General features: G+C 67.7%; 13 protein-coding genes. 6 read left to right on the forward strand and 7 right to left on the reverse strand.

What is annotated here, in order from left to right; all coding sequences use genetic code 11:
• Positions 1-33: 33 nt before the first annotated feature.
• Positions 34-1,197 (reverse strand): MFS transporter, encoded by a 1,164-nt coding sequence (locus tag AB6N24_RS06345; protein ID WP_412868578.1) that lies wholly within the window; start codon positions 1,195-1,197, stop codon positions 34-36.
• A gap of 740 nt (positions 1,198-1,937) precedes the next feature.
• Between AB6N24_RS06345 and AB6N24_RS06350 the strand changes: the two genes are divergently transcribed.
• Positions 1,938-2,984, forward strand: coding sequence for a 5'-nucleotidase (locus tag AB6N24_RS06350; protein ID WP_412868579.1), 1,047 nt, complete (start codon positions 1,938-1,940; stop codon positions 2,982-2,984).
• 467 nt (positions 2,985-3,451) lie between these two features.
• Here the strand turns inward: AB6N24_RS06350 and AB6N24_RS06355 are convergent, their stop codons facing one another.
• The 3 genes from AB6N24_RS06355 to AB6N24_RS06365 form a co-directional block, all read right to left on the reverse strand.
• Entirely contained in the window at positions 3,452-3,781 is a 330-nt protein-coding gene (locus AB6N24_RS06355; protein ID WP_412868580.1) for a helix-turn-helix domain-containing protein, read from the reverse strand.
• A gap of 80 nt (positions 3,782-3,861) precedes the next feature.
• On the reverse strand, positions 3,862-4,788 hold the full coding sequence (locus tag AB6N24_RS06360; RefSeq protein ID WP_412868581.1) for a hypothetical protein: 927 nt from the start codon (positions 4,786-4,788) through the stop codon (positions 3,862-3,864).
• 361 nt (positions 4,789-5,149) lie between these two features.
• Positions 5,150-6,226, reverse strand: coding sequence for a hypothetical protein (locus AB6N24_RS06365; protein WP_412868582.1), 1,077 nt, complete (start codon positions 6,224-6,226; stop codon positions 5,150-5,152).
• Between the two features lie 975 nt (positions 6,227-7,201).
• Here AB6N24_RS06365 and AB6N24_RS06370 point away from each other — a divergent pair.
• The 4 genes from AB6N24_RS06370 (at position 7,202) to AB6N24_RS06385 (ending at position 9,263) form a co-directional block, all read left to right on the forward strand.
• A complete protein-coding gene (locus AB6N24_RS06370; RefSeq protein WP_412868583.1) occupies positions 7,202-7,495 on the forward strand; it encodes a hypothetical protein in 294 nt (97 codons plus the stop codon).
• Positions 7,496-7,545: 50 nt separating this feature from the next.
• Complete coding sequence (locus AB6N24_RS06375; RefSeq protein WP_412868584.1) at positions 7,546-8,223, forward strand: hypothetical protein; 678 nt, start codon at positions 7,546-7,548, stop codon at positions 8,221-8,223.
• Complete coding sequence (locus AB6N24_RS06380; protein ID WP_412868585.1) at positions 8,207-8,578, forward strand: hypothetical protein; 372 nt, start codon at positions 8,207-8,209, stop codon at positions 8,576-8,578. Before AB6N24_RS06375 ends, AB6N24_RS06380 begins: the two co-directional genes overlap by 17 nt.
• Before the next feature lie 310 nt (positions 8,579-8,888).
• Positions 8,889-9,263 (forward strand): hypothetical protein, encoded by a 375-nt coding sequence (locus tag AB6N24_RS06385; protein WP_412868586.1) that lies wholly within the window; start codon positions 8,889-8,891, stop codon positions 9,261-9,263.
• Between the two features lie 151 nt (positions 9,264-9,414).
• Here the strand turns inward: AB6N24_RS06385 and AB6N24_RS06390 are convergent, their stop codons facing one another.
• The 3 genes from AB6N24_RS06390 to AB6N24_RS06400 form a co-directional block, all read right to left on the reverse strand.
• Complete coding sequence (locus AB6N24_RS06390; protein ID WP_412868587.1) at positions 9,415-10,056, reverse strand: hypothetical protein; 642 nt, start codon at positions 10,054-10,056, stop codon at positions 9,415-9,417.
• Positions 10,057-10,349: 293 nt separating this feature from the next.
• On the reverse strand, positions 10,350-11,444 hold the full coding sequence (locus AB6N24_RS06395; RefSeq protein WP_412868588.1) for a GGDEF domain-containing protein: 1,095 nt from the start codon (positions 11,442-11,444) through the stop codon (positions 10,350-10,352).
• A gap of 143 nt (positions 11,445-11,587) precedes the next feature.
• Positions 11,588-11,791 carry an Lsr2 dimerization domain-containing protein gene (locus AB6N24_RS06400; protein ID WP_412868589.1) on the reverse strand — a complete coding sequence of 68 codons (204 nt, stop codon included), beginning with the start codon at positions 11,789-11,791 and terminating at the stop codon, positions 11,588-11,590.
• A 725-nt stretch (positions 11,792-12,516) separates the two neighbouring features.
• Between AB6N24_RS06400 and AB6N24_RS06405 the strand changes: the two genes are divergently transcribed.
• Positions 12,517-13,926 (forward strand): PAS domain S-box protein, encoded by a 1,410-nt coding sequence (locus AB6N24_RS06405; protein ID WP_412868590.1) that lies wholly within the window; start codon positions 12,517-12,519, stop codon positions 13,924-13,926.
• Positions 13,927-14,292: the final 366 nt, after the last annotated feature.

Raw genomic sequence — 14,292 nt, forward strand, 5'->3', positions numbered from 1 at the left:
CAGCGGGTCGTGCGGGTCGCGCGGGTGGGCGTATCAGGTCGTGGTCGCGGCGCGCTTCGCCTGGGCCGAGCGCCGGACGGGCCCACGCGTGAACCAGGCCGTGAGGACGCAGACGATCGCAAGTAGCGCGAGGCCCAGGCTGTAGTCGCCCACGAGGTCGAAGACCGCACCCATGACGAGCGGCGGCACGAACCCGCCCAGCCCGCCGGCTGCGCCGACGAGGCCCGTCACAGCGCCGACTTTCTCGGGCGGCGCGAGGCTCGCGACCAGCCCGAACGTCGCGCCCGACGACGCGCCGAGCAGCGCCGCGAGCCCCAGGAACGCGACCGTGCCGACCGGGATAAGCGGGAACTCGAGCGCCGCGACACCGGCGAGCACCGCTGCCCCGACGAAACACACGACAAGCACGGTCGTCGCGTCGAATCGGTCCGTGAGCGCACCGCCCACGGGGCGCATGAGCACGGCGAGGACCACAAACCCGGCGGTGCGCAGGGCCGCGTCCTCCTGCGTCAGGTCGAACGCGTTGATGAGGTACGTCGGCAGGTACACGCTGAACGCCACGAACCCGCCGAAGCCCACGGCGTAGAGGATGGCGAGCTGCGCGGTGGCGGGGAGCTTCGCTGTCGTCCATGTCCGCGCGAGGAACGAGCCCTGCGGCACCACCCGGCCGGGGGCGTCGCGCACCAGCAGGCCGGACACGACCGCGTACACCGTCAACACGCCGGCGACGATGAGGAACGGCGCCTCGGGACCGACCGCGTTCGTCAGCCGCACGGTCGTGAACGCCGAGATCGCCGTCCCACCCATGCCGAGCCCGAAGATGCCGAGGGCCGTCCCGCGCCGCGCCGGCGGGTACCACGCGTTGACGAGCGGGACGCCGATCGCGAACGCCGTGCCGCCCAGCCCGAGGAAGAACCCGCCGACGAGCATCGCCGCGAAGCTCTCCGCGACCAGACCGACGACCAGCACCGGCAGCACCGTCAGGATGCTCACGGCCGGGAACATGACCCGCGCACCGACCCGGTCCGTCAGCGCGCCCACCGGGATCCGCCCGAGCGACCCGACCACGACGGGCACCGCGACGAGCACCGCCTGCTCGAACCCGGTCAGGTCGAGCCGCTCCCGGTACGCCGCGCCGAGCGGGCTGATGAGCGCCCACGCCCAGAAGTTGACGAGGAACCCGAGCGTCGCGAGCACGAGGTTGCGGGTCGACCCAGTGGGTGTCGCGGGCGGCGATGCGGCGGCTGTGGTCCGGGCTCGGCCCGGACCTCCAGCGTGCGCTGGCGGGACCGACGTGACGCGTCTGCGCTGCTGATCGTTGCGTCCCGACATAGGGCCCCCTCGCAACTTTGTCACCTCGTCGTGACACCTGGGCAGGATCCAGCGAACGTAGCACCGAGTTCGGTCGAAAGCGGGCCGAAGGACCCTTGACGCGCTCGCCTCAGGGCGCGCAAACGACCTACGCCGGCAGCTCCAATGGGACCGCGACGTCACAGGCCCGGGTGCCCGGCGGGCCGTGTGCAGCGGCCGGCTGGCGCCGCGGTTGTGCTGGCGAGGTCCGGCCCATCAGGCCAGCGCTTCACGTGCCGTGTCGGGTTGATCTGTGCCATGAACTGCTCGGCAGGCCGGGCCGAGTTCACTGTGCGCGTCCGGGGTGCGAGTGTCCGTGCCGCGAGGGCGGTGCGGATGTCAAGCGGGTGCTGACGGCGGCCCGCCGTGAGCACGCTCGTTGAAGTGCCTCAAAGCCGGCGCCAGCTCGTGGTGGCGCACGCGGTTGCGGGCAGGCGCCGCCTGAATCATGGGGAAGAAGCGCCGGTGGCTGGCGCGTGCTCGCCAGCAATCTGACGCCAGCGATAGCTGAAACGGTCGACCCGCGCAAAACGCCGGAAATGCCGCGCCAGCACTCGCGCTCGGCGTTGTGGCTCTAGCCTGGGCCGGTGGCGGAATACGACCTCACCAACAAGCTCGTCGTCGGCATCGCGCCGAGTGCACTGTTCGACGTGCGCGACTCTCATGACGCGTTCACCCGCGGGCTCGACGAGTACCGGCGCTACCAGGACGAGCACATCGACGATCCTCTTCCCCGAGGAGCCGCGTTCCCGTTCGTACAACGCCTCCTCGGTCTGAACGACCTGCGACCCGGCGATCCGCTCGTGGAAGTCATCGTCCTCGCAAAGGACGACGCGACTACCGGTCTGCGAATCATGAACTCCATCGCGCACTACGGTCTCGACATCACCCGCGCGGTCTTCACGGGTGGCAGGGCGCCGTACGAGTACATCGATGCTTTGAACGTCTGCTTGTTCCTGTCGGGCAGCGCCTCCGACGCCGAGGCTGCGTCCTCGGCGGGGTACCCCGCCGGGCAAGTGCTGGGCCGCACAGCGCTCGAGACTGACGCGGATGACCCCAACGGGCTACTCGTCGCTCTCGACTTCGACCAGGTCCTCGCCGATGGCGAGGCGGAGGCGCGATACCTTTCGACGACGTTCGATGAGTACCTCGCCTACGAGCGCGACCATGCGAGTACACCCCTGGGTGCCGGTCCGATGAAGCGATTCTTGGTAGCGCTCGGGCGGATCCAGGAGGCTGAACGTCAGCACAGCAAGGACTTCACCGATTACAAGCCCCGAGTGCGGCTTGCCTTGGTGACGGCCCGGCAGGCACCGGCGCATGAGCGCGCTGTCCGCACGCTTCGATCCTGGGCCGTTGAGGTCAATGACGCCTTCTTCCTTGGCGGGGTCCGCAAGGCGCACGTCCTCGCGGTGCTCAGGCCGCACATCTACTTCGACGATCAGATCAATCACCTCCAACATGCACGCGCTACCGTCGCTAGCGTCCTCGTCCCCTACGCCGCGCGCGCCAGTTCGGAGCCTCAGAACGACGCTGACGCTGACCTTTCGCCGCAAGCGGCCAGTGCTCCGGAGCGCGGGGAGGCCGGCCTTGGGGGCGCCAAAGGCGCGATGAGCCCCTCGCTCGATCACTAGATCGAGCTCGCAGGCTTATATCCCGGGTGTCGCGGTGTGCGGCGAGGCAAGGGCACGAGTGAAGGCGCCGCCTTAGCGCGTGTATCGGGGCGTGACCTGACGACGCGGGCCCCGCGGCGACTTTGGCATCACGCCGAACCGGGGCACCGGACCCGGTCAAGTGCGGAGCCTAGCTTGGGGAGTGCATCCTTCCGGAAGCCGCGCGATGCCCCGGCACGCAGGGGGGCGGGCGCCGGGGCATCGCGGTGGTCACGCTACAGGGATGCTCGCCATGGAGCGAGGGTAACGTCGCCTGGCATGTCGGGCCGTCTTGGCGCATCGGCGCACACACGCCGGGCATCCCGGTACGCCACGGGTGCGCGCTGTAACGAAGAGTCGGGTGCCGCGTTTCGCGACTGCGTGCTTCTCGCGTGTCGCTGAACCTCTACGCGACCGGTACGCCGTGCCAGAGCGATCGGCCATCCAGTTCATTGCCCTTCTTCGGCTCCAGAAGGCTGACGGAAGAAGAGTGCAGGCGAGACGCGCAGTGCGGCGGCGAGTTGCCACATGGCGTGCAGCGAGATGTTCCGGCGTCCGTTTTCGACATGGCCGACGTACGCACGGTCCATGTTGGCGAGCTGGGCGAGTCGTTCCTGAGACACGCCCACCTCCTTGCGCAGCGCTCGAAGGTTCGCGCCGAAAGCTCGGCGTTGAGCGAGCTGGGACTCAGCCGCGGACGCCGCAGGGAAGTCGGGGGGCGGTGGCCCGGCAGGGTGCGGACCGTCGGGCCACGAGATGTTGGGCTGCTCACGGGGCACGTCACTTCATACCACGATGTCTATACGCCGCGCTTGGTGGTAGGAGCGATCCGAGTTCGGCTCGTCGATGTCATCTTTGCTCAGAACGGCGCCCGAGGGCCGAGTCGGAACTCCTCGAAGCCGAGAAGTTCTTCGAGCAGCAGACACATCTCCCACGGTGTATCAGACACGGGCGCCGATCGGCGGAAGAGGTGGTACCGGGTCGAGACGTTGCCTGTCGACTCGGACGTCAGATGCGGCTTGTCGATCACGCTGAAGACGACTTCGATCCTGCGCGACTGCCTCGTTCCCTCATGCAGGGCGTCTGTGTACTCGGCCTCGAGCCGCGGACCTACCCATGTGGGTGGAATGCGGAGGAACACGACCCCGGCTTCGCCCGGCGGGAGCTGTTTCGACGCCTTCTTCAGGGTGTCGATCACGGTGCGCGGGTTCCAGTGCGTATTGTCCGCCTTGGCTTTGGCTTCGATCGGAACGCTGTGTCCCTTATAGTTCACCAGGACGTCGAAGTCTTTGCCCTTGGCGTTTGTCTCGACCTGAGGTGCAGACGCCGCCGGGATCTGTTGGAGCAACGATAAGACCTCCATTTCGAATGCGACGCCGGAGAACGAGTCCTTGCGCAACTTCTTCAGAAGGCCGTCGAACCAGTCGTAACTCTGCAGCTCGTACAGGCTGCGGGCGAGGGTGCTGGCGCGGTGGTGGTACATGAGCCGGGTGAGCAGGTGGTCTCCGCGACCGGCCGCGAGCGTGCTGGCGATGTTCCGCTCGAACCACGTCACGCCGAGGTGGTCGCGGATCACAGCGTGAGGGATCGCAACCACCAGCCGGCCGGGAGAACACGGGCAGTTCGGGTCGTCCCACATCGGGTCGATGATCGACCGGACGTGTTCGTGGTACAGCAGCCACAGCGCGTCGACCCGCCCCGCGGCAGCGAGTTTGATGTCCGATAGTGAGCCGCAGAACTGCTTGAACGTGGGGAAGTAGCGCTCGTAGTCACCGTTCTCGGGCACGTGGTCCCCTCGCTGACGAGTCGCGTACGTCCGGGCTTCCGTGTGCCGGACTGATTCAAAGGTGGCGAGCAATCGCGTATGACGCTCCCGCGGAAGCTGGGTTCAGAGCGCGTCGAGTCGACGAGTGATCGCGGGCCTTCAATCGCAGGCTGATTGCGATCCGATCGCGTTGTCACGGCGCCGGCGGCGAAATGGTCTTCAACGCGTGCCAACTGTAGCGAGGCCGATTCGCCGTCGTTGGGACGGACGTCCATTGCTGAGTGCGAGCGCGCGACGCGACCGCATCGTCGCGGCGAGGCTCATCCGAGGCGTCCGGTGCACGCAGACGGCAGGCGAGTGGCGTTGCCCCGGCAACCCCGGGTCATCCGACGGCCCGGGACAGCACCTCATCGACCAGGCCGCGGCTCGGGCGCCCGTGCGTCAGCAACGACACCATCCGTGAGGTGGATGCCGTCGAGATGACGGGGTTGCTGTCGTCCCACGGCGCTTCCCGACTTGGGGCCATGACAGTCGCTGATCCGCGCAGGTTCTGGTCAGAGACCGCCAGGGTGAGCCACTCATCGCGTCCTCCTGCCGGGACCGCCTGTTGTGCGAGGCGAAAGACGACTCCCGCGACGTCGTGTCCCGGTAGCTCATCTTGGGCAGCGGAGAGAAAGACGTAGTCGTAGCGAGCCCTGTCTGCGTCGCGTACGACGGCTGCCTGGTCCTCCGTCAGGAGCAGCGGCTCGCCTGGGTCGAAGAGAGTGACCTGGCTTTCGGTACCAGTCATCTCCGTCCAGGACATGAACCATTGCATCCCGCCTGCCCGGATGCTCCAGTCCTGCAGTTGAGCGCACCGCTCCTGCTGTTCGGGGGTCGGATGAACGCCAGCGAGCCGGGACCGGCCGCGAGCCTCGGCCGCGAGCAGGTGCTGGCCCCCCAAGAGGAACAGCAGGTCAGGAACGGCGTTGCCGGTCGGCGTGAACGGACGCGTCGAGCGAGATGTGGTGATGGCCACGGGCGCAGGCGGCGTCGCCGACTTGGGGTGCAGCGTGCGCCAGAGCGGGGGATCGGCGGTCAACGAGACGTCGTCGATGTTCACCATCGGGTCCGCGACGGGGCGCCAGCCGTAGCGCTGATGTGCAACCTCCAGGCATGTCGCGAGCCCGATCGACTCCGACATGAAGCGGAACAGGTGCGGCGGCGACGCCATCCCGAACGGCGTCCACGACATGGTGTAGCCAGGTCGATGCTCAACACAGGCGAGCAGGTAGGCACCCTCGGCGAGCAGGTTGAGAAGGCGGGCAGGACGCCACGGCGACGCGTAGTGAAAGTTCGCCAGCGGCCACAACGCTGGGTGGAAGCTCGTCGGAGCGATCGACAGCGGAGCCTGATGTGCAGGAGCCGGGTCGCCGCTCGGCATGACGGCGGGATACTCGACGAGTCGCGTCGTCGACATGGATGACACCTCCACCGCAAGTGATCGGGATGCGCGAGTCGTGCACGAGGCTGTCACCCGCCATTGCGAGGGACGTCGTGTGGTCGACAGTGTGCGTACCAACGACGTCCAGGTGACGGTAGGCGGTCAACCGCCGAACGCGCGCCCACGTCCGCGTCTTACGCGTGCTCGATCATCGTCGACCGCCACCTGAGCGCGGAGCCAGGTCCACCGGACGTTGAAGCGCCCGAACCGAACGGCCGTGATGAGGGGTGCCATCGCCGGCTACAGCGCCGGTTCGCCGCCTGGTGCGGGCCCCGCAGGACGCGGCCGGAGTGGGCGCCTTGCCCTCGGGGCGTCCGAGGGCGAGCGGTACGGGCGCCGCCTACCTCCATGGTGAACGCCCCTGCGCGCGTCTTCCTCGGAAATGTTTACAAAGCGACCACGGTCTATGAGACTCAGAGTCGAGCCGTCGTGCGGTGGCGACGGTCATCCGGCACAGCGCCGTCGCGAGCGGCGCATCCGACGAGGGAAGGCGGCCGACGTGCCTGCAGCTCCGGAAAGCCGAGACGAGAGCGCCGAGGTGCGGCGCGACCGTCTCGCTGGTCTGCGATGGTGGAGCGGTGCGCTGGTCGTGACCGCTCTCGGGCTGGTGACTGCTGCGTCATCGTGGGTGAGTGGTGATCGCCCCGGCGTCGTGGTCATGCTGCTTGGCCTGACGCTCTCGTGCGGAGCTTCGACGCTGCGGTTGCGGGAGGAGTTCCGCCGCGGATGGCGTGAGGGCTTCACGACCGCAGTAAAGGACATCGTCGAGCGTGCTTCAGGTCGGCCGTCCAGCGCCGAGGTGCGAGCCATCGTGCATGGTGACCCGACCCCGGAACCGTGGCATCCCTCCGTTCGTACCCGAGTGGAACGGCGGCAACCATGAGCGTGGCCGGCGTCGAGGTGCTGAATCTGACAGAGGCGTCAGGAGTCTGGGCGGTTCGGACGAGCAGCGTGACGGTGTACTACGTGGACGCCGACGCGCGGGCGCTGCTCCGGCAGACCGGTCCAGGATCGTCACTAGGGATCGCCGACGGCACATGGGTGCCGCTGGTGTCCGTGGAGTCCGTGCGTGGTGAAGGCGTAGGCGTGATCCGCGTGGGGGACCGCCACAAGTACGTCTACGACTACGACCCGTCGGCGACGGATTACGCATGGTGGATCCAACGTCTGGTGACGCAGATCGAGCCGATTGGGCCGGAAGCCCTGGCGGTCCTACCAGCGCGGCTCGGAACGGGCACCCCGTGACGGGGGAGTCAGCCCGCGCACACGGCGCACAGACATTGCTCCCAGCTCGTGTGCAGTTAGGTGCAGGCGCGACAGTTCACCTCGAGGTTGCGGAAGATGACAGCGATCGGCTCGATGAGCGGTTGCTTGCCGACCTCTTCGCGGTCGGGCTCAACGTCCCTGAACCGATCGACCCCCCGCAAGGTCCGACCTTCCCGAGGCTCACACTCGACGGCAACGCGCAGTTCCTGATCGGTGCGTACGACGTCGGTACCGAGCGTGGTCTCGAGGTCGTGGCCCGCGGCGCTCATCACGTCATCGAGATCGGGTTGCGCGCGTGGCGCGAGCCGGACCCTCAACCGGGGGACCCTGAGCCCACGGGACCCTCACGATCGGGACTCTCGCGCGAGGAGTCCGGCATCCTCGCGGATAACGCCGAGATCGTCCTCGACGTAGAGAAGGCCGACACCTCGTCGCCCGACATGCTCGAACACGTGACCCTTGGCGGACGTGTGGTCCTGACCGAGGGCGGCAAGCGAACTGCCGTGTTGGTGTCCTGGCGCTGGTACGCGCTCCAACGAGAACGGCTCGCGCGCAGCGCTGCGGCTTACTGGAAGGCATCGCGCGAAGGACGACTCAACGACCGCGAATACGCCACCGAAATGCTGGACGTCTTCGCGCCGAACGAGGGCCCGCCGCCGGCGGAGGGCCCAACAGACGGCGAGGAGCACAGTGGCAAACTTTGTTGACCCGCTGCGAGACATCGGCAGGTGGCTGGTCACGACGGCATCCGGCGCCCAGCATCTGATCGACTCAACAGACCGTGACCAGGCGGTGACCGTGACTCGACTCGTACGGGCACCCGCGGCGCCCACCAGCGCATTCTGGCTCCAGAAGCTCCGCCGTGACGAGCGGCCGGTCCGCGTCATCGAGGTCGCGCACGCCGATCAAGGCACGATGCGCGACGGCATCGTTGTCGGCGGCGACATGTTCCTCACTCTTGAGCCGCTCGATCCCGACGCGGCGGTCACCTACCGGCGTACCACTCCCGTCGTCTCGATCGAACTCCAGCCGCTCGATGGGCCGGGTCGCGATGACGGATGACGTGGAAGGGGCGCCTCAGTCGCCCGAGGAGCGGCAATGGGAGGCGCAGCGACGACGCGTCGAGGACGTTGCCGCGCGCCGGCTTCTGCTCGAGCTGATTCCCGGTGACCTTCGCGATCTTGACAGTGCGGCGAGGTGCGGGTGCTCGTGCCACCCCAGTCCTGGAACGAACCTCCACCTCGGCGAGTCCTGCGCGTGTCAGCTCACAGTCGACGAACGCAGTGAGCGGCTCGCTGACCTGCGACAGAGCCTCTCTGCTTTCCACGCCGCGTACGAGCCCGTCCGTCGCGCGCACGCCGAGGAGTTGGCCGTGACCGCGGCCGAGCTCGGCATCACCGCCCGTGAGGACAGCGCGGGTTCACCGTGGGTCATCCTCGGCACCATTGATGGGCGCGCGTTCTACATGCGCGAACGATGGGCCGAGTACGACATCGTGATCGCGCCGGACGACAACCCCGGAGCGCAGCCGTGGGAGGCACCTGCCGCAGCCCCTACGATCATCGTCCGATCTGGGCTGCTTGCTGACCTGCAGCCCACGAGCCTGAGCTACCGCCATGCCTTGACGTTCATCGTGGGGGAGGTTCGTTCCTATGTGCGCAGGCAGCGGTGCGATCACCCATGCGCACCGGGAGACCGGTACTGCCGAGCATGCGGGTCTGCGCTCGTTGACCCAGCGATTCGGTAGGCGACGAAGGAGCGGTCACACGGCTCGAGGCGGCACGCGCCGCTGATCGCTTTTCAAAGACTTCGAAGGAGTGCAAACCGTATGCCCATGGACGCGTCGGCCGAGCGCAAGGGCGGCCGACCTGCGTGCCTTCCAGCCCACCGGACCGGGCCTACGGATCGGTTCGATCCACCTCGCTCCGAGCTGGAGCGAAGCGTCCCTCACGCACGCTAGGCAAGGCGTCTCGAACCGAAAGCACGAACAGCGGCAGCACAACCGAAGCCAGGACGTTCCACGCCCAGTTCGCCAGGAGCGCGGCTGGCCCGAGAGCTAGGCAGGCCAGCCCCAGGCTCAACGACGCCTCACCCCAGAACGCCTCGACGCGCGCACGGTGTGACTCAGGTGCGAAACGGGGCCGAGCTGTACGGAGCGTCAGAGAGAACGCGAAGCACACGAGGCACACAAGCCACGTGGTGGTCAGGTCAGGGTCTCCCTGCGTGCGCGTCGCCAACCAGTCGGCAGCCGCTTGCAAGCCTTCTCTGGTCTTGATGACCCCGGCCGTGACGAGGAACGAGCCCGCCGCAACACCCAGCTGACGCCACCGCACCGTCAAGAGATTCGGCCAGCTGAGCAGATTGAAAGGGTCCAGCCCGAGCGCTTGGCACCCGATGCCGATCGTCGCGATGGCCACGAACCCGCCGAGGAGCACGAGCGCGACGGCGGCAGGTGAGGACGTCCCCGCCATCAGAATGAGTACACCGCAGACGAGCCACCACTGCTGGCGGCGCGCTACTAGGACGACCGCGGCAGCCACGTCGCCCCACCTGGCCCAGCGGCGGTCCCGGCTTCTAGCAGTGTCTGGCATCTCCTCGCCGATGGGGCGACTTGGTTCGTGCACGTGGGAAAACCGACTTTCGGGTGAGAGGAAGGGAAGTGCGTGTCCGCCGCACGAGCGCGTGGCCGCTGGTGCGGGGTAGAGGCGATCGTTGCCGCACCGCGATGGCGTGGATCCGCCCACCGTGGCGCGACTACGGTGAGCGACCGAGTCGAGTGCGGCGCGATGCGTCAGCAGGGGTTGACAGGTCGATGAGGCCCCGACACGTGAGCTCAGCCGCTCGCCTGCGGCGGGCTCGGGTCGCTGTGCCCGACGACGACACGGTCGCGTCCGGCGAGCTTGGCTTGGTAGAGCGCGGCGTCCGCGACCGTGTACAGGTGATCGAGGTCTGATGGACCGACGGTGTGAGCGACCCCGATGCTCACGGTGACCGGGACGTCCAGCGCGGAGTGGACGAGCGGGTTCTCGCGGACGACGGCGTGTACGGCATCCGCCCGGGCGACCGTGCCCGCGCGGTCGCCCGGGATGAGGAGCGCGAACTCGTCCCCGCCGATCCGGGCGAGCGTGTCGCCGCTCGCCACGACGGACCGCACGAGTTGCGCGACGTGGACGAGGGCGGCGTCACCGACGGGATGGCCGAGGGTGTCGTTGAGCTGTTTGAAGCGATCGACGTCGATGAGGATTAGCCCGACTCCGTCGGTCTGCGGCGTTGCTTGCCGCTTCGCGGCCGTGCTCGCCTCCGAACGGAGCAGCTCCGCTGACTGCTCAAGGACTCGCCTCGTAGCCAGACCGGTCAACGCGTCGCTCGATGCAACCTCATGGAGCTGGCGAACGAGCTGGTCCTGGTGACGGACCGCTGCCAGCAGCGCGGTCGTGGTCATCACAACGACCGCCGTCATCGATGCGATGTCCGCCGCAGCGGGCTCCGGTGGCTGGGTTGAGAAGATGATCGAGAACGAACCGGCGAGGGAGAGCACTGCGATGACCCATGCTACGAAGCGACCTAGGTGTGCGGCCGAGAAGATGACCGGGAACATGAACCAGGCGAGGCCGCCAAATGTCGAGTTGTCGGTCAGATTGGAAGTTGTGGTGTTCACCACCACCGCTACCAGGCACAACGCCGTGTAGCCCCGTCCGGGCATGACGCCCGGTCGGCAGTGGAGCAACACCGCCAGTCCCAGCATGATCAGCGCGCCGACCGCTGTCCACGTCACGCTTGCCGCCGAGCCCTCGGATGAGCCGAGTACGCGCGGGAGCGTCTCCAAAGCGACGGTTGCCACGCCGCCAACGAGGCACATGACCGAGGCGGTCCGGCCCGCGGCGGTGCCGTCGCGGGGACCGAACATCTCGTGGGTTCGCACGTCCACCTATCGGCGATCAGGGGCGTCTTTGCAGGTCTCCGTCGTCACCGGCGCCGTGAGCTCAGCCGACGGCCGCGTCGAACGGCTTCCAACGGTGGACGGGACGTCCTTCGCGCAACGTCGCGAAGGGCCTGAGCTGGAAGGCTGCGTCACTTGACGCGTCGAGCGCGCTTCGCTGCGGAGGTCTTGCGGCCCGCAGTGGTGTACGGCTCGAGTGCGCGCAGCAGGTCGTCGCGGTGCTTGTCGGTGAGATCGATCTCGTAGCGAGTGTCGCCCCAGGCGAACCTGTACGTGCGAGCGCCTTCCTCGCCGTCGAGGTCGTCGATCAGCACTGTGCGCGTCTGAGTGGCCATGCACGCAATCATTCCTCAGTTGAGGCAACGCGGACGGCGGAGCGCCGGAACAGGTGGGCGCGCGACGTGTGGGACGGGCCGAAGGCGCCGTGTGCGCGCTGACCGACCGCCCCAGTTGCTTCTGTGCTCGTCGGGCGCGCTGCGGTGTAGTGCGGGACCGCTCCCGGAAGCGCTGGCGTGCCACAGGTCGGTGCTCGAATCGGTCTCGCACCCTCCGCCCGGAAACTACGAGCGTAGGCCGATCACCTTTGCGTCCAGCGCTCAACGGGCACGCGCCGAACCGCTGCGTCAGGCGTCGCGGTGTCCATGCGCCGTGCACCTGCTTCGGAGTCAAGAGGTCCTCGCGGTAGAAGGGGCGGCGACTGTGCCGGATGTCGCGCCCCGCTTGTCGGGGCGTGTCCGCGCCGACACACGCCTCGAAGAACCACATCGCCGGCCGCAGTCGCAGACGACCGACGTTCGATCCCGGCGATGCATCAATCGCTGCCGCCGAGGATCGAGCGCGACCCGTCAGACAACGAGGATCAGGATCAAGCTTCCGCGTGGAGAAGGGAAACAGGGCCTGCGAGCTACCAGCGGCACCCGCTGGACGGCCGACGACGGGTGATGTGCGTAAGCAGGCCCAGCGTGGGCGAGAGCCACGTAATAGCCTGAGAGGGTGCAGCGCGTCGGCAGGGTGCAGGCAGGCGAGGGCCTCGGATGGGGTGCCGTTCACGCAGGTCACGATGTCTGACGCGATCGTTCCGGGCGTGGGGGCGGGCCTCAGGGAGCGAACCGTGCATCTCCCGTGCGAGGCGGGCAGTGCACGGCGTGCTCGACGCGAGTTGCGTGAGCTGCTTGTCGGCGCGAACCGACTGGACTGTCTTGATGTCGCGGAGCTGGGATGTACCGAGCTCGTCACGAACGCCGTGTTGCACGCGCACACCGACCTCGTGTTGACCATCGAAGTCCGGAGCGCCGACATTCGAGTAGCAGTGCGCGACTTCAATCCCGCGCTGCCTGTGCAGCGGCACTACGGCGTCGAGTCGTCGACCGGTCGCGGGCTCGGGCTCATCGCGACGATCGCCGACGAGCATGGAGTGCACGACCTGGGAGGCGACGGGAAATCCGTGTGGTTCACGGTCGGTGGAATGAGGCCAGGAAAGCTCGCGAGCCGCCAAGGTGAATGGGCGCCCCGTGAGTCTGCGGTGCACGGCCTTGACGCTCGTAGCCCTGTCGCGAGCGGCCCTGCTGTGCAACTCCTCGGTATGCCCTTGACGCTGTGGCTGGCCGCTCTCGAACATCACGACGCTCTGCTACGTGAACTCGCTTTCCATCACGCTCGGCACCCTCTCAGCAGCATCGACCTGGCTGCGGCGGACCGTGCGCGGACACGAATCTCTACTGCTGTGCTAGCGGCCGCTTCGGGGCGCCCGAGGTCTGTGCTCGATCACCGAGCAAATCTCTCTGACGTGGGTGCGGTGGTGTCGTCCGACGTCGACGCCGTGGACGACGTTGTACTTGACGCTACCGACGGGCTTTCATCCGACGTGGCGGCGCTACAAGAGGCTCTCGACGCTGCGGAGAGCTTCGCGCTCGAGGGACGGGCGCTCAGCCGACCCGGACTTCCGGAGATCGTGGCTGTGCGTGACTGGGCGTGCGAGCAGATCATCGCTCAGCTTGCTGGCGTGGAGCCGGCACCTTGGCGAGGATCCGGCGGTGAGGCGCATCTCCCGGGCGTCGGCCGTGACGAGACGGGCGCGAGTGCGGAGTTCGTCGCGTCGGTCCGTGACTCTCCCCTGCGGATGGCCGCTGCCGATCACACGAACCGCATCATCGCCATCAGTCGTTCGCTCGCCGCTTTGTTGGGATGGGAACCGGAAGAACTCATCGGACGTCGGATCGTGGCACTCGTGCCGCCGCGCCTGCGAGACGCGCATGTCGCAGCATTCACGCGGCACCTGACCACCGGGCGCACACGTGTCATCGGAACGCCGGTGATCCTCCCTGTGCTCCGCGCTGACGGCAGTGAGATCGCCTGCCGTCTTCTCATCGATCGTGTCACGCACGAGCCAACGCGAGCCCTCTACTCTGCCTCGTTCGATCCAGTCGGGCCCTCGGCGGAAAGCACGGATTCTGCTCAGCGGGCTGGTTGAGGCCCATGCCCGGCGCGCACCGCCAGAAGCGTCGTGGTCACGGTTGGGGTCAGACGGCGCTTGACGGGGATGCCGTCACCGCTGTGCGGCTTGGATCTCACCGACACGATCGCTGACGTTCCCGCTTTCGGTGGCTTTCGCGAGCACCGGTCGTAGGACGTCGACGCTCGTCGACGTCGTGTCAGCGGCGGCAGTGCGGCTCAGCCTGCGAGGACTCCGGCGACTTACTCTTCAACCGCCAGACGAGCACCAGTGTCGCTCGGACCGGCCTCGCTCGGGCGGCGACGATGGGACTGCTGCAGGGTCGGTTGACACCGGGTGAGTGGTGATCATGCCGCAAGGGCGGCGTTCTGGGTGGTGAAGGCG

The sequence above is a fragment of the Cellulomonas jepli genome (assembly GCF_047229345.1).
Taxonomy (GTDB): domain Bacteria; phylum Actinomycetota; class Actinomycetes; order Actinomycetales; family Cellulomonadaceae; genus Cellulomonas_A.